Genomic DNA, 13,845 nt, shown 5'->3' with positions numbered 1-13,845 from the left:
ATGTTCCAGGCTTTTCGTTTCTTCCCAGGATGGATGTTTACCCAATGCTCAAGTTCAATGCTCATCTCGGTTTTCAATTCAATGAATTGCCTTTTCTGCAACGCATCGAAGCCGCCGCCGCCGCTGGATTTCGGGCGGTGGAGTTTCCGTCGCCCTATGAATTCGACGCCAGTCTCCTGGCCGACCACTTGGCTCAATACGCTCTTCCTCTGATTCAGTTCGCCGCACCGGCGGGCGTCACCAAAGGCATTGCAGCCCTGCAAGGCAAGGAAGAAGAGTTTCGCGCTGGCCTGGTCCAGGCCGCCCGTTATGCAAAGGTGCTGGCTTGTTCGGATGTCCACATCATGTCTGGAGTTACGACGCAGGATGAGGCTGCGCTTATCTTCGGGAGCAACCTTGCGTATGCAGTCAAGTACTTCGAAGATCAGGGGTTGCGGCCCCTTATCGAAGTGATCAGTTCGAAGGAGATGCCGGGCTATTACATGTCTGACTTCAGCAGAGCGCAACAGGTGCTGGAGACCTTCCCGAGTGTCGGGCTGATTCTCGATCTTTACCATGCCCAGCTTTTGACCGCAGACGCAGCAGATGTTCTGGCTCGATTTTATGACCGAACCGTCCATGTGCAAATTGCTGACTGTCCGGGTCGTCACGAACCGGGAACGGGGAGCATCGACTTTGCTGCCTTGTTCGCAGCGCTGGAGCAGCGTGGCTACCCAGGATGGATCGGGTGTGAATACCGTCCTTGCGGCTCTACCGTTGCGAGCCTGGACTGGATCAAGCAGCTAAGTGCTTAGCACTTGCGGGCACCCGTTACCCTGATGCACTCCTCAGGTGGAGAGATTTGAAAGGCGCTTGATGGCCGATTTCTGCCTGATGCATCGCCCCGGTTTCGCTCAAATTCCGGATCGATACTCGGGTCGCCCTCGATGTACCGACTGCACTGACAACGAGCTGGCATTCAAGGCCGTCTGTAATGACAGCTGAGTTGTGTTGCACACGAGTCAGCTTCCAATAAATGGGAGATTCTCTTCTCGAATGACGCGAGCGGCATCATCGTATAGAAACGGGAGAAACATATAGCGGCGACCTTGGGTTACAGGCGTGGCTTCGTGCAAAAGTGAACACGAAAACACCACAGCCCCTCCTGTTGGAGCGCTGTAAAGCGCTTTTCCAAACTCTGGAAAATGCAGAAAACCGCCTTCGTACTCTCCGGAATTAAGAAACAGGGAAACGGCAAAACGGCGATGCGCTGTACCCTTCGTGGTGTTATCCCTATGGGGCCGGAAATGCCCGCCTTCATCGCTGTTGTAGCAGGCCACCAGATAGCGCTCCATTCGAGTGGCATTGAACTGGAACGCTTTGTGTAGCTCTGGAAGCAAACGGTCGGCTATACGCAGCGAGCATGCTTTGGATAGAGCCTTGTCTTCAATAACGCAGTCACGACGTTGCTTGTGGCCATGGTCGGTGATGTAGACGGTTTTACCCGACTGCTCCATCATAAACCCGGATTCCTCTCCGCCACGTTCGTCGTAATAACGTATTAGTGCTTTACACAGCTTGGGCTCAAATATACGGGGAATCACCAGGACAGGGGCGTGTGGTGTGGCGGCATGTGGCGCAGCCAGTGCGGGTAATCTATCCAGAAAGCGCATTAACGAGGGTATATGGTTATCAACCGGTGCCTCTATCGGGATGATGGCCAGGAAACGCAGCGCAGGATCCAGCACGCAGGTCATTTGCCTGATGCTGCCGTCTGGCTGCAATGTACCGTAGAGCTGACTGACTGACCGATCGAAGTCCCAGATGAAGCGCATGCCAGGTATCGCACTTTCTACCCGCTTCAGCTTTTCATCCTCGGGATCTACGGAAACACCAAAGAAGCAGACGTGATCGTCATTGAACCGCTGGCGATGGGCCCGAACACCCTCCAGAATTTTAATTGATGCGGGATCAGCCGCGGAACCAAAAAAACAAAGCACGACATACCGACCGGCAATAGTGTCGAAACAAAAGCGCTCTCTTTGTTGAGTGCGGCAATGGAACCAAGGGGCAGGTCCACCGATTGAAAAGGCTGTGGCGCGCATCACAACTCCTTGCCGGCAGGCAGTGGATCGCTATTGTGGTCCTCTGTAGGAGCGAGCTTGCTCGCGATGGTCGTTAACGATAACGCGTATTTACTGGCTATACGCGGCGCTCTTGAGTCCATCGCGAGCAAGCTCGCTCCTACAGTTTCCTCAACTGAACAGCATTACGCGTACAAATGGGCTTACGCACCACTCACTGCGATGCCGGTGCAGGAAGAACTCCAGGCACTCGAAGCCTGCAGGTAAAACTAGTTCAGTCTTGTTGAAGCTGCCCAGATCGCGATTGCTCGGCTGCCTGACCAAACGCTGACAGATTTCATGTAGTAACGCAGACTTTAAAACGGTGCATGCGTTTTCACGCAGCCTGGACCTGAACAGGGAACTGGCCAGGCACTTTAAGCTGATATCATTCAAGCACTTGCAAAAGGAGTAGGAAAACATGAACCGTCGTAAAAAAATAAACCAGTTGTTAAAGGCTAACGCCAAAAAAGCCAGTGCCAAATTGGCACCGAAAAGCAAGTCAAAATACATCAGTAAAGCGGACCGATTGAAACTGGCTGCTGAGTCCAGTCAGGACTCCAGCATTTGCGCTGAGAGCTGATCCATATCGTCGTTCGCCACAAGAAGGGCGGGTATGGCGTTTGAGAGAGCCCTGCACCGAACTTTGTGAAAGCGACACGCGTTGAAATTTCCTGCCGCAATCCCGCTCATCCACGGCGGTTTGTGCGAAAGCCCACACGGTTACCCAAGGTTTTTGCACGAATCTTCACCGCTGTCGCTCGTATCATTTCACTCGGTAAATCCGGTGAGCATTGCGATGACAAAAAAAACAACGTTGTGGGACATCAGTCCACCCTTGAGTACCGAAACGCCGACCTGGCCGGGTGACACGCCGTTCCAGGAGGAACGCGTCTGGACCTACGGTCCCGAGTGTCCGGTGAATGTCGGACGCATCACCCTGTCGCCGCATACCGGCGCCCACGTCGATGCACCGCTGCATTACAGCGCTGATGGTGCGCCGATTGGCGATGTGGCGTTGGACGTCTATATCGGGCCTTGCCGCGTTTTGCATTGTCTGGACAGCGGCGAACTGGTGCAGCCCGGGCAATTGCAAGGACGTTTGCACGACGTGCCCGAGCGCGTGCTGCTGCGCACCTATCGACAAGCGCCGCTGACAGCCTGGGATTCAGGGTTCACGGCCGTTGCCAGGGAAACCATCGACTTGCTGGCGAGCCTGGGTGTGCGGTTGATTGGCATCGATACGCCGTCACTGGACCCCCAGCAATCCAGGACCATGGATTCACACGGTGCCGTGGCCCGCCATCACATGGCGATTCTTGAAGGCATCGTGCTGGACGATGTCCCGGAAGGCGATTATGAATTGATCGCCTTGCCGCTGCGCTTTGCTCATCTGGACGCCAGTCCGGTCAGGGCGATTCTGCGGCCGCTGAGTACGTCGCAACGCGGGTAACCCATTCAACAGATCCGAAGTGGACGCCGGAGCCGGGCACCAACCTGGCTCCCGGTTCCGGCGCTCGGTTCCGGCGCCCCATTCGGGTGAGCGATGTCAGGCATTACTCTCGGTGAATTTTTCGTAGTACAGGTGCACGCTGTCCAGTGCCTGGGCCTGTAACCAGGTTTTGATCGACTCAACCATCGGCGGTGGCCCGCAGACGTACATATCAACCTCGCCATCGCGCAGTTCAGCGGCGTCGAAGTGCTCGGCAATGTAGCCGCGCTTGCCGGTCCAGTGCGGTGACGGCTCGCTGACCACCTCGGTGTAGCGCAACCCCGGGATGCGTTGCGCATACGCGTGGATGCGCGCCTGCTCGCACAGGTCGGTTGCATCGCGCACACCGTAGTACAAATGCACGGGTTGCTCGCAGCCGCGTTCGGCGAGCTCGTCGAGCATGCCCAGCAATGCAGAAAGACCGGTGCCACCGGCCACCAGGATCAGCGGCCTGGCGACGTGTCGCAGATAAAAAGCCCCCAGCGGTGCCTCCAGAACGATTTGGTCGCCCACCTGACAGCGTTCGCGGATGTAGTTGCTCATTACCCCGTCGGGAAGCAGGCGAATCAGAAACTGCGGCTGATTGCTGGCGCTCGGCCGATTGGCGAACGAATAAGAGCGCTTGTTCTCGGTGCCCGGGATCCGCAACCGGGCGTATTGTCCCGGCAGGAAATCCAGTGATTGCCCGACCTGACCCAGATCCAGATGCAGGATCGCGGTACTGGCCGAGACTTGTTTGACGTCGCTGACCGTTGCCGTGAGTCGGTCGGGGCCGGCGGCATTGCACAGGCTGGAGGCGAAGTCGAAATAGAACGCCGCGTCGGATTTGACCCGTGTCTGGCAGGTAAGCATTTTGCGTTGTTGCAGGTCCTGGCTGGAGAGGGCTTCCTCATCCACATAGTCCTGGCTGTAATCGCCCGACTCGCAACGCCCCTGGCAGGTTCCGCAGACGCCTTCGCGGCAATCCAGGGGAATGTTGATGCCATTGCGCAGGGCGGCGTCGAGCAGGATTTCGTTGGGTTGTACGGGAAAGAACAGCGTTTTGCCGTCGGCAAAGCTGAACGCGACCTTATGGTTCATGCCCCGGTCTCCTTGGATTCAGATGTGGTAGAAATCGAGTACCGAGTTGATGGTGTCGTTGAGCAGCAGCACATGCTTGCGAGTGATCAGCCAGCTATCGGCGTGTGGCGTGAGGTGATAGGTCGCGCGGCCGAAAAACTGCTCGGATGTCGCCAGGCGGTAGTACAACGTGTGCCAGTTCAGCCGCACCTCCAGCTCGCCGTTTGCAAGCTCGCCGATCCGCACGTTGTTGATCTGATGCAAGGTGCGCGGCATTGGCGTCGAGGACGCGGACTTGCCGGTGCGCAGGCGGAACACGCGGTCTTCCAGGCCTGAACGATTGGGGTAATAGATCAGCGACATTTCGCGTTTGGGGTCGCGGGTGTAGACGTGTTCGGAGTCCCATTGCGGCACGTGGAACTCGCTGTGCTCGGCGAACAGCTGGATGTAGGCATCCCAGTCCTGAGCGTCGCACAGTTCGGATTTGCGATAGAAAAACTGTTCGATCTGGTACTGCAATTGCGCATTCATCATTGCACCTCACGGAGTTTCAGGGATTTCGCGTCCAGGCCATCGAGCAGGAATTGCTGCCAGTTGCGGTGCTGGTTGACGTAAAGCCCTTCGTGGGTGAATTCGGTGCCGGTCATGGCCGGGGCAATGCCGATCGCCTCGCTGTTGGGCGTGGCGCCAGTGGCCCAGCGGTGACTGCCGCGGGAAATATCGCTCCAGCGCTCCAGGCGCGCCTGGAAACCACGCTGGGCTTCACGGAACTCCACCAGGTCATCCGGTGTGCCCAGGCCCGAGACGTTGAAGAAGTCCTCGAACTGGCGAATGCGGTTTTCGCGATCGGCATCGGACTCGCCCTTGACGCCGATGCATTGGCTGACGATTTCGGTCTTGTTCCATGCCACCGGGCGGATGATGCGCAATTGCGAGCTGATCTGATCGAGGAAAAACAGGCTCGGATAGATATTCAGGTTACGCAGGCGATGCATCATCCACTCGGCCTTTTGCTGGCCGTGTTCTTCGATCAGGCGCGGCATGATCGTCGCGTAGCCGGAGCGCACCGACGGGTTGGGCATGTCGCTGAACAGCAGGCTGTGGCCATTGTTGAAGGCGAACCAGCCGTCATCGGTATTGGCATCACCGGCGCCGAGCTTGCTGTAGTCGAGGGTGCCGCTGGCGGCGGTGCCGTTCTCGCTGTTGACCTGCTGGCGGTGCTGCACCGTGGCCACGTAGTTGTAGTGGACCGTGCTGACGTGATACCCATCGAGGCCGTTTTCGTTCTGCAGTTTCCAGTTGCCGTCGTAGGTGTAGGCCGACTTGCCGGGCAGTACCTCCAGCTCACCGGTCGGCGACTGGGCGACCATCATGTCGAAGAACACTTTGGCATCGCCGAGGAAGTCTTCCAGGCTGTTGTCCGCGGTGACGTCGAGGCTGATGAAAACGAAACCCTTGTAGCTCTGGATACGCGCCTTTTTCAGGCCGCGTGTGGCTTTGTCGAAGCCTTCCGGATACTCGCCCGGTGCCTTGACCTTGACCAGGCGGCCATCGCTTTTGTAGCACCAGGCATGGAACGGGCAGGTGAAGGTCGACTGATTGCCCTTGCCGACGCGGGTCAGCGTCGTACCGCGATGCTGGCAGGCATTGATCAGCGCATTGAGCTGACCGTCACCGTCGCGAGTGATGATCATTGGCTGGCGGCCGGCGCGCATAGTCACGAAGTCGTGGTTGTTGGCCAGCTCGCTTTCGTGGCAGGCGTAGATCCAGTTCTTTTCGAAGATCAGTTCCATCTCCAGATCGAACAACTGCGGCTCGGTGAAGATGTCCCGGGCGATGCGGAATACACCTTCTGCCGGGCGGAAATCCAGGCAGCTTTCGATAAACGTTTTCCACTGCTCGACGTTTTTTTCGCCACTCATGGTGTGCACCTTTTTTATTGGGCTAATCGGTGCGCTCATTAGAGGAGCGGGGCGGGTGGCGGTCTATCCGATAAGTTGGCGAAGGCAGTCCGTAAAATTGGGGGGCGGGTAACAGTCGGTTGGGCAGCGATGACACAAATTCCGCACCAAGTGATAAACGGCTGCACCTGATTGCGGCAATCGGATACTGTTTTGCACTACGTCGAGTGCGGATCGAGGGTTTTTCCGGCTTCGCCAGCCATGCCTTATCCGTTTAGTTGCCGATCACTATCCGTTGAGTGGCCGCCGGCGTTTTATGGCGTGGAAGTTGCTCCTTTCCAGCCTGGTACGCGCCGTCAGAGCGCGCCGAAAAAATTGCCTGTGAGTGCACCGTGATGAGCAGCAAAGTGGATCCGCAGTTTCGCGACATTCGTGTCGACAGCGATGACCTCGAGGCCGCCAGAAACTGGATGTCCGGTATCTGCGGACCCCATCGACTGGTGAGCGCGACCCCCGAACGGATCCGCTTTCATCACAACGCCAACATGTTCAAATCGATGGCCACCACCCTGGGCACTATCGAATACGGTACCGATGTCACCATTGATATCGAAGACGCCGAGCACTTCAGCAGCTACAGCCTGAGCCTGCCGTTGGTGGGCCAACAGGAGCTGAGCAAGGATGGCAGCGTGCTCAGGTCCGACCGCGATCAAGGGGTCATCGTGTCGCCCAATGAAAACCAGCTGCTGGCGATCTCCGGTGACTGTCGCAAGGTTCAGGTGGTGATTACCCGAGTGGCGATGAGCGAAGCGCTGGAGGGCATGTTGCAACGTCCTCTGGACGCACCGCTGCGCTTTGAGCCGGTCATGGATGCAATCGATGGCGCATCGGCATCGTGGTGGCGCATGGCGCGTTACTTCATCGACGAACTGGAGCGCAGCAGCGAACTCTTCGAACAGGTGGCTTTCACCCGGGACATTGAAAGCTCGCTGATCAAAGGCTTGATCCTCGCCCAGCCCAACAACTATTCGCAGGAGCTGCGGGATGTGCTGGGCGTGAAGTTGCCGCACTACCTGATCAGGGCTCGACAGTTCATCCACGACAACGCCCGCGAAGCGTTGCACCTGGAGGACATCGAGGCCGCAGCCGGTGTTTCGCGCTTCAAGTTGTTCGATGCGTTCAAGAAGTACTTCGCCGTGTCGCCGATGGTCTACCTGAAAAAATACCGCTTGAACGCCGTGCGCCAGGAGATTCTTGAACACGGTTCGGCACGCAATATTTCCGGGATCGCCATGGGCTGGGGGTTCATGCACCTGGGGCGGTTTTCCACCGAGTACCGCAAGCTGTTCGACGAAACCCCGAGCATGACCTTGCAGCGCAACGAAGCCCGGCGCCAGCACGGGCTCTGAAGGGCGCCCCGGCCTTACTTGCGTACTACCAGATCGAGCAATTGCTCGCGCTCCTTGATTTTCTGCAGGACGATTTCCGAACGTATATCGGTGACGCCGGCGGTACGGTTGAGGTGATTGACGATGAAATCCGAGAAGTGTTTGAGGTTGCGGGCCTGAACCCGCAACACATAGTTGCTCGCCCCGGTAACCACATAGGCGGTGACCACTTCCGGCCACTCCTGAACCTTCTTGATGAAGGTCTCGTGCCAGTCCTCGACGTCCTGTCGCAGCGACACATGAACGATGGCTTCCAGTTCAATGCCCAGCCGTTCGGCGTTCAGCACCGCGCGATAGCCGGTGATGATTCCTTCGCTTTCCAGCAGGCGCAAACGACGCAGGCAAGCCGACGGTGACAAGGCGACTTTCTCCGCCAATTCCTGATTGCTGATGCGGCCATCCTGTTGCAATTGATGCAGGATTCGCAGGTCTGTCGAGTCAAGATTCATGGTTTGAATAAATCCGCGTTTATTGGGGTTTGATTCGAATATTCTGCGAAATAACTACTACATGACCGGTTACTTTGCACGAAAATTCTTCAAAGGTTCGTTCATTATCTCTCCACCGAAAGGCAAGTGAAGCGCCTTGAATCAGGGCGCCTGAACCGGCTGATGCAACCTGCCCGGATGGCGTCGCATAACAAAAAACAGGACACCCGATGACGACAAGAAACAGTTGCCTGGCACTTGATGCCCAGGACGCGCTGGCACCCCTGCGCCAGCAGTTTGCGCTCCCCGAGGGCGTTATTTATCTCGATGGCAATTCCCTGGGCGCGCGGCCGGTCGCTGCATTGGCGCGGGCGCAAGCGGTGGTCGCCGAGGAGTGGGGCAATGGCTTGATCCGCAGCTGGAACAGCGCAGGCTGGCGCGAGCTGTCCGAGCGTCTGGGCAACCGCCTGGCGGGCTTGATCGGTGCGGGGGAGGGTGAAGTCGTGGTGACCGATACCACTTCGATCAACCTGTTCAAAGTGCTGAGCGCCGCTTTGCGCGTACAGGCCACCAGGTCGCCGCAGCGGCGAGTGATTGTTAGCGAATCGAGCAATTTCCCCACCGACCTGTACATCGCCGAAGGCCTCGCGCAAATGCTGCAACAGGGTTACACCCTGCGCCTGGTGGACAGTCCTGAAGAGCTGCCGCAAGCGATTGACCAGGACACGGCAGTGGTCATGCTCACCCACGTCAATTACAAGACCGGCTACATGCACGATATGCAGGCCCTGACCGCGCTGACTCACGAATGTGGCGCGCTGGCGATCTGGGACCTGGCCCATTCCGCGGGCGCGGTACCGGTCGACCTGCATCGGGCGGGTGCCGATTACGCCATCGGCTGCACCTACAAGTACCTCAATGGCGGGCCGGGCTCGCAGGCCTTTGTCTGGGTTTCGCCACAGTTGTGCGATCTGGTGCCGCAGCCACTGTCCGGCTGGTTCGGCCACTCGCGGCAGTTCGCCATGGAGTCGCATTACGAGCCGAGCAGCGGCATCGCGCGCTACCTGTGCGGCACCCAGCCGATTACCTCTTTGGCGATGGTCGAGTGCGGCCTGGACGTGTTCGCCCAGACCGACATGGCCAGCCTGCGCCGCAAATCCCTGGCCCTGACCGACTTGTTCATCGAATTGGTCGAGCAGCGTTGCGCGGCTCATGAACTGAAGTTGATCACGCCGCGTGAGCACGCCCGGCGTGGCAGCCATGTCAGCTTCGAACACCCCGAAGGTTATGCGGTGATCCAGGCCCTGATCGAGCGTGGCGTGATTGGTGATTACCGCGAGCCACGCATCATGCGTTTCGGTTTCACCCCGCTGTACACGACCTTCACCGAAGTCTGGGATGCGGTACAGATTCTCGGCGAGATCCTCGACCAGAACACCTGGTCGCAAGCGCAATTCCAGGTTCGTCACAGCGTGACCTGAACCCTGCGGCGTCCGTTTCCTGCTGCGGGAATTTCCCCGCGGCGGGGTTTCTCTCGCCCAATCATCAGTTCTGCAATCACAATAATAAGGAGCACGCAGAATGAAACTGTCCCTCTGGCCTGCCTTGCCGCTCGCCATCTCCATTTGCCTGGGCCAAATGGCCTGTGCCGCAACCGACAACGGATTTGTCGAAGACAGCAGCCTGACCCTGACCAACCGTAACTTCTATTTCTACCGCAATAACCTCAACAACCCGGGCGGTCAGAACTATCGGGACGAGTGGGCCCACGGGATCATGCTCGATTACCGCTCCGGCTACACCCAGGGAACGGTGGGGTTCGGGGTCGATGCCTATGCGCAGTTGGGCCTCAAGCTCGACAGTGGCAAGGGACGCACGGGTACGGGGTTGTTGCCGGTCGATTCCGATGGCCGCCCTGAGGATGAGTATTGCGAAGCGGGCGGTGCGGTGAAGGCACGGATTTCGCAGACCGAACTCAAGTACGGCAACCTGACCCCGCTCAACCCGGTGTTCGGCACCGGCAATGCGCGACTGTTCACCAGTGTTGCCACCGGCTTTCAGTTGACCAGCAATGAACTCAAGGCATTGCAACTGGACATCGGTCACTTCACCGCTGGCAACGACAGTAATTCGACCAATGCCAATGGCGCGCTCAAAGCGCTGTACGCCGGCGTGGAAACCCGCAGCGTCGATTATCTGGGCGGCAGTTATGCCCTGAGCGATCAACTGAGTGTCAGCCTGTACGGTTCGCAGTTCACCGACATCTGGCGCCAGTACTACGCCAATACCAACTACACCTTTGCCCTTGGCGAAGGCCAGTCGCTGAACCTGGATTTCAATCTCTATCGCACCAACGACAGCGGCCAGAGCCTGGCCGGCAAGATCGACAACACCACCTGGTCGCTGTCCTCCGCGTACAAATTCGGTGCCCATCGGTTGACCCTGGCGTACCAGCGGGTCGATGGCGACGAGCCGTTCGATTACCTGGGGTTCGATCAGCAACCGGGCACTTCGATTTTCCTCGCCAACTCGATTCAGGTCCTCGACTTCAACGCCCCCAACGAACGCTCCTGGCAACTGCGTTATGACCTGGACATGGCACCTTTCGGCGTGCCGGGCCTGAGCTTCATGTCGCGTTACGTCAGTGGTGACCATATCGATGACAGCCATTACGACGGCGGACCCAATGGTGCCTATGGACGTTACGGCGATGACGGCAAGCGCTGGGAGCGCGACCTCGAGGCACGCTATGTCGTGCAGTCGGGCAAGGCCAGGGATCTTTCAATACGCGTGCGTCAGGCCAGTGTGCGTTCCACCGCGCAGGTCGCCCGTGCCGACACCACGGACAACAACGAAGTCCGGGTGATCATCGAGTATCCACTGAGTGTTTTCTGATCCGTGTCCTGCTGTGCGTGGCTGATCCCCACCGTTAAACCCACGACGTGCTCTTCAAGAAAGACAAAATCCAGAGGACATAAAAATGACCGATAACTCCGGTTTCGAAACGATATCCAACCGTGAACACGGCCTGCGGCGTCAGCTGACGTCGGGGCAGATGAGCATGATCGCCATTGGCGGTGCAATCGGCACCGGGCTGTTCATGGGCAGCGCCTATGCCATCGGTTATGCCGGGCCGAGCGTGTTGCTCAGCTATGGGATTGGCGCCATTATCACGCTACTGCTGATGGGCTGCCTGGCGGAAATGACCGTGGCCCATTCGACCTCGGGTTCGTTCGGTGCCTATGCCGAATTTTATGTCAGCCCGCTGGCCGGGTTCCTGGTGCGCTATGCCTATTGGGCGGCGATTGTGCTCGCGGTGGGCACGGAAGTGACGGCGGTGGCGATGTACATGAAGTACTGGTTTGCCAACGTGCCGGAGTGGATATGGATCGTCTCGTTCTCCAGCGTGCTGATCGTGCTCAATGCCATCAGCGTGAAGACCTTCGGCACTTTCGAATACTGGTTCTCGACCATCAAGATCGGCGCGATTGTCGGCTTCATCATCCTGGCGGTGTATGTGGTGTTCGGTTCCGGCAATCCGGACTACGGCGTGCACAATTACACCGCTCACGGCGGCTTCTTCCCCAATGGACTGCAAGGGATGTGGATCGCGGTGATCGTGTCGATCTTCAGCTACCTGAGCGTGGAGATGATCGCGGTGGCTGCCGGAGAGGCAAAAGACCCGGAACAAGCGGTGAAGAAAGCTTTTCGCGGGACTATCGTGCGCCTGGTGGTGTTCTACCTGCTGACCCTGGCATTGATGCTGGCAATCGTTCCTTGGGTCCAGGCTGGCCATGCCCAGAGTCCGTTCGTCACGGTGATGCAAGCCATCGGCATTCCCGGCGCCACCGGCGTGATGAATTTCGTGATCCTGATTGCGGCGTTGTCGGCGATGAACAGTCAGCTGTACATCACCACGCGCATGATGTTCAGCCTGTCCCGTGCCGGCTACGCGCCAAAATCCATGGGTGTATTGAGCAAGACCGGGATCCCGTTGAACGCGCTGTTGCTCTCCAGTTCAGGTATCGCCCTGGCGACGTTGCTCAACATCCTGTACCCGGAAAGTTCGTTCACCCTGATGATGGCGATCTCGATGTTCGGCGCGATCTTTACCTGGTTCATGATCTTCCTCACGCACTTCTGTTTCCGTCGTTTTCACGAACGCAATGGCAACCGCAAACTGTCGTTCCGCATGCGTCTGTTTCCCTACAGCACATTGCTGGGGCTGGTGCTGATGGGGGCGGTGATGATCACCACCTACTTCACTGAAGCCTTCAAGATGACCCTGGTGTTCGGTGTGCCGTTTCTGCTGGTGCTGTCGATTGTCTACGGTATTTTCTTCAGGAAAGCCCGGGCGGTCACGCGTCAAGAGCGAAAAATACTGGCCCCATAAAAAATGCCCGTATCTCACGATACGGGCATTCTTCAAGCTGCAAGGCTTGCCTTGCCGTTATGACCCTGTCGTGAAGGTCAGCTGGCTTGGGTGCTGCATTCGAGGCTTGAGGCCGCACCACAGATCAGCTGTTGGTGCGGTCGGCTGCCTTGGCTTTGCTTTCAGCTACAGCGGCTTCAGCCTTCTGTTTCTGGGCAACCTGGAAGGCTTTCATCGAGACTGTCCGGGCCGACTCCATGCGTGCGAAGGTCCGATCACCGCCACCTGTGGCCATCGCCAGAGAAGAAGCGGTCAGAGTGGCGACTACGAAGAGAACTTTCATGGATTTCATTTGGATATCCTCAAGTGAGACTTTATTAACAGTTAAAGCGGGATTCATTGGCTAGCGCTGAACGTCCTTGTTCAACCTGGAATTACCAGCCAGCCAGGGCGGCGTTTCCTGGAGTCCTGGTGCCTTGCTCCATGTGCGCTTCGGTGTCTCTGTTTTTGGCCCAGGCAGTGAGCARTACCATCATCCCGAACCCAGCGACGATGAGCACCGGATAGGCTGCCAGCAACTCCACCAGCGAGTACTTCCAGGCCAGCGGACGACCAACRCCCARCATGGCGGCATAGAACCACGACACGCCAGAGAACGCCCCCGAGAACAGCGCCAGCATGCGCAGGCTGAAGGAGAGTYTCAGTAACGAACCGGCTTTTTTCAGCGCCGGCAATACAGCGCGATGCAACACGAAGCCGTTAACGGTCAACAGYACAACGATGCCGATTTTGGCTTGYAWTTTTGGATTGAGGAAATACTCCATCCCCTTGCCGGCATAATCGATCCCGACAATACCAATGCCTGTAATCCAGAGCGCRACAAGTGCAAGCGATACGGTTTTTTGAAGACTGTCCATGTGCGCGTCATCATGGTGACCTGATGCATCGCCCTTCAGGAGTTGCTTGACCATTGCAATGTCACTGGTCAAAACCAGCCCGATTGCCACGCAGCAGGCGATAAGATGAAAATATACAACGCCCAA

14 protein-coding genes are annotated in these 13,845 nt (G+C 57.7%); 7 read left to right on the top strand and 7 right to left on the bottom strand.

Translation table 11 applies throughout. From position 1 onward, the window contains the following. Positions 1-44: 44 nt before the first annotated feature. Positions 45-794 carry a hydroxypyruvate isomerase family protein gene (locus tag AC1DKH_RS25400; RefSeq protein WP_477799649.1) on the top strand — a complete coding sequence of 250 codons (750 nt, stop codon included), beginning with the start codon at positions 45-47 and terminating at the stop codon, positions 792-794. A 207-nt stretch (positions 795-1,001) separates the two neighbouring features. Here the strand turns inward: AC1DKH_RS25400 and AC1DKH_RS25395 are convergent, their stop codons facing one another. Further along, a complete protein-coding gene (locus AC1DKH_RS25395) occupies positions 1,002-2,084 on the bottom strand; it encodes a 2OG-Fe(II) oxygenase (RefSeq protein WP_477799648.1) in 1,083 nt (360 codons plus the stop codon). Between the two features lie 439 nt (positions 2,085-2,523). Between AC1DKH_RS25395 and AC1DKH_RS25390 the strand changes: the two genes are divergently transcribed. Both AC1DKH_RS25390 and kynB read left to right on the top strand, forming a co-directional pair. Continuing rightward, on the top strand, positions 2,524-2,685 hold the full coding sequence (locus tag AC1DKH_RS25390) for a DUF2986 domain-containing protein (protein WP_108218102.1): 162 nt from the start codon (positions 2,524-2,526) through the stop codon (positions 2,683-2,685). A gap of 216 nt (positions 2,686-2,901) precedes the next feature. Beyond that, positions 2,902-3,555, top strand: coding sequence for an arylformamidase (gene kynB / locus AC1DKH_RS25385; protein ID WP_477755813.1), 654 nt, complete (start codon positions 2,902-2,904; stop codon positions 3,553-3,555). A 96-nt stretch (positions 3,556-3,651) separates the two neighbouring features. Here the strand turns inward: kynB and antC are convergent, their stop codons facing one another. Genes antC through antA form a run of 3 tightly spaced genes read right to left on the bottom strand, consistent with a single transcriptional unit; the run spans position 3,652 to position 6,575 of the window. Further along, positions 3,652-4,674 (bottom strand): anthranilate 1,2-dioxygenase electron transfer component AntC, encoded by a 1,023-nt coding sequence (gene antC / locus AC1DKH_RS25380; protein WP_477799647.1) that lies wholly within the window; start codon positions 4,672-4,674, stop codon positions 3,652-3,654. An 18-nt stretch (positions 4,675-4,692) separates the two neighbouring features. Beyond that, positions 4,693-5,184, bottom strand: a complete 492-nt coding sequence (gene antB / locus AC1DKH_RS25375; protein ID WP_477765316.1) for an anthranilate 1,2-dioxygenase small subunit — start codon at positions 5,182-5,184, stop codon at positions 4,693-4,695. After that, positions 5,184-6,575 (bottom strand): anthranilate 1,2-dioxygenase large subunit, encoded by a 1,392-nt coding sequence (antA, locus tag AC1DKH_RS25370; protein WP_477799646.1) that lies wholly within the window; start codon positions 6,573-6,575, stop codon positions 5,184-5,186. The genes antB and antA overlap by 1 nt, the downstream gene beginning before the upstream one ends. Positions 6,576-6,949: 374 nt before the next feature. Here antA and AC1DKH_RS25365 point away from each other — a divergent pair, with 374 nt between their 5' ends. After that, the gene (locus tag AC1DKH_RS25365) at positions 6,950-7,963 is read left to right on the top strand and encodes an AraC family transcriptional regulator (protein ID WP_477799645.1); all 1,014 of its coding nucleotides are present in this window, start codon (positions 6,950-6,952) and stop codon (positions 7,961-7,963) included. A 14-nt stretch (positions 7,964-7,977) separates the two neighbouring features. Here AC1DKH_RS25365 and AC1DKH_RS25360 read toward each other — a convergent pair whose 3' ends face one another. Then, a complete protein-coding gene (locus AC1DKH_RS25360) occupies positions 7,978-8,451 on the bottom strand; it encodes an Lrp/AsnC family transcriptional regulator (RefSeq protein ID WP_477788747.1) in 474 nt (157 codons plus the stop codon). Between the two features lie 209 nt (positions 8,452-8,660). Between AC1DKH_RS25360 and kynU the strand changes: the two genes are divergently transcribed. The 3 genes from kynU to AC1DKH_RS25345 all read left to right on the top strand — a co-directional run bounded on the left by kynU (position 8,661) and on the right by AC1DKH_RS25345 (position 12,823). Then, positions 8,661-9,911 (top strand): kynureninase, encoded by a 1,251-nt coding sequence (gene kynU / locus AC1DKH_RS25355; RefSeq protein ID WP_477799644.1) that lies wholly within the window; start codon positions 8,661-8,663, stop codon positions 9,909-9,911. Between the two features lie 100 nt (positions 9,912-10,011). Then, on the top strand, positions 10,012-11,325 hold the full coding sequence (locus AC1DKH_RS25350) for an OprD family porin (RefSeq protein WP_477799643.1): 1,314 nt from the start codon (positions 10,012-10,014) through the stop codon (positions 11,323-11,325). 85 nt (positions 11,326-11,410) lie between these two features. Continuing rightward, a complete protein-coding gene (locus AC1DKH_RS25345; protein WP_477799642.1) occupies positions 11,411-12,823 on the top strand; it encodes an amino acid permease in 1,413 nt (470 codons plus the stop codon). Positions 12,824-12,947: 124 nt separating this feature from the next. On the opposite strand, the gene AC1DKH_RS25340 is transcribed toward AC1DKH_RS25345, so the two are convergent. After that, positions 12,948-13,154 carry a co-regulatory protein PtrA N-terminal domain-containing protein gene (locus AC1DKH_RS25340; protein WP_477765321.1) on the bottom strand — a complete coding sequence of 69 codons (207 nt, stop codon included), beginning with the start codon at positions 13,152-13,154 and terminating at the stop codon, positions 12,948-12,950. Positions 13,155-13,236: 82 nt separating this feature from the next. After that, the coding region (locus AC1DKH_RS25335; protein WP_477799641.1) for a hypothetical protein at positions 13,237-13,845 on the bottom strand (609 nt) is incomplete at its 5' end.

This window comes from Pseudomonas sp. 05L36, from assembly GCF_056398125.1.
Note: the sequence above shows the minus strand (reverse complement) of the source record. Positions and strands in the feature narration are given on the sequence as shown.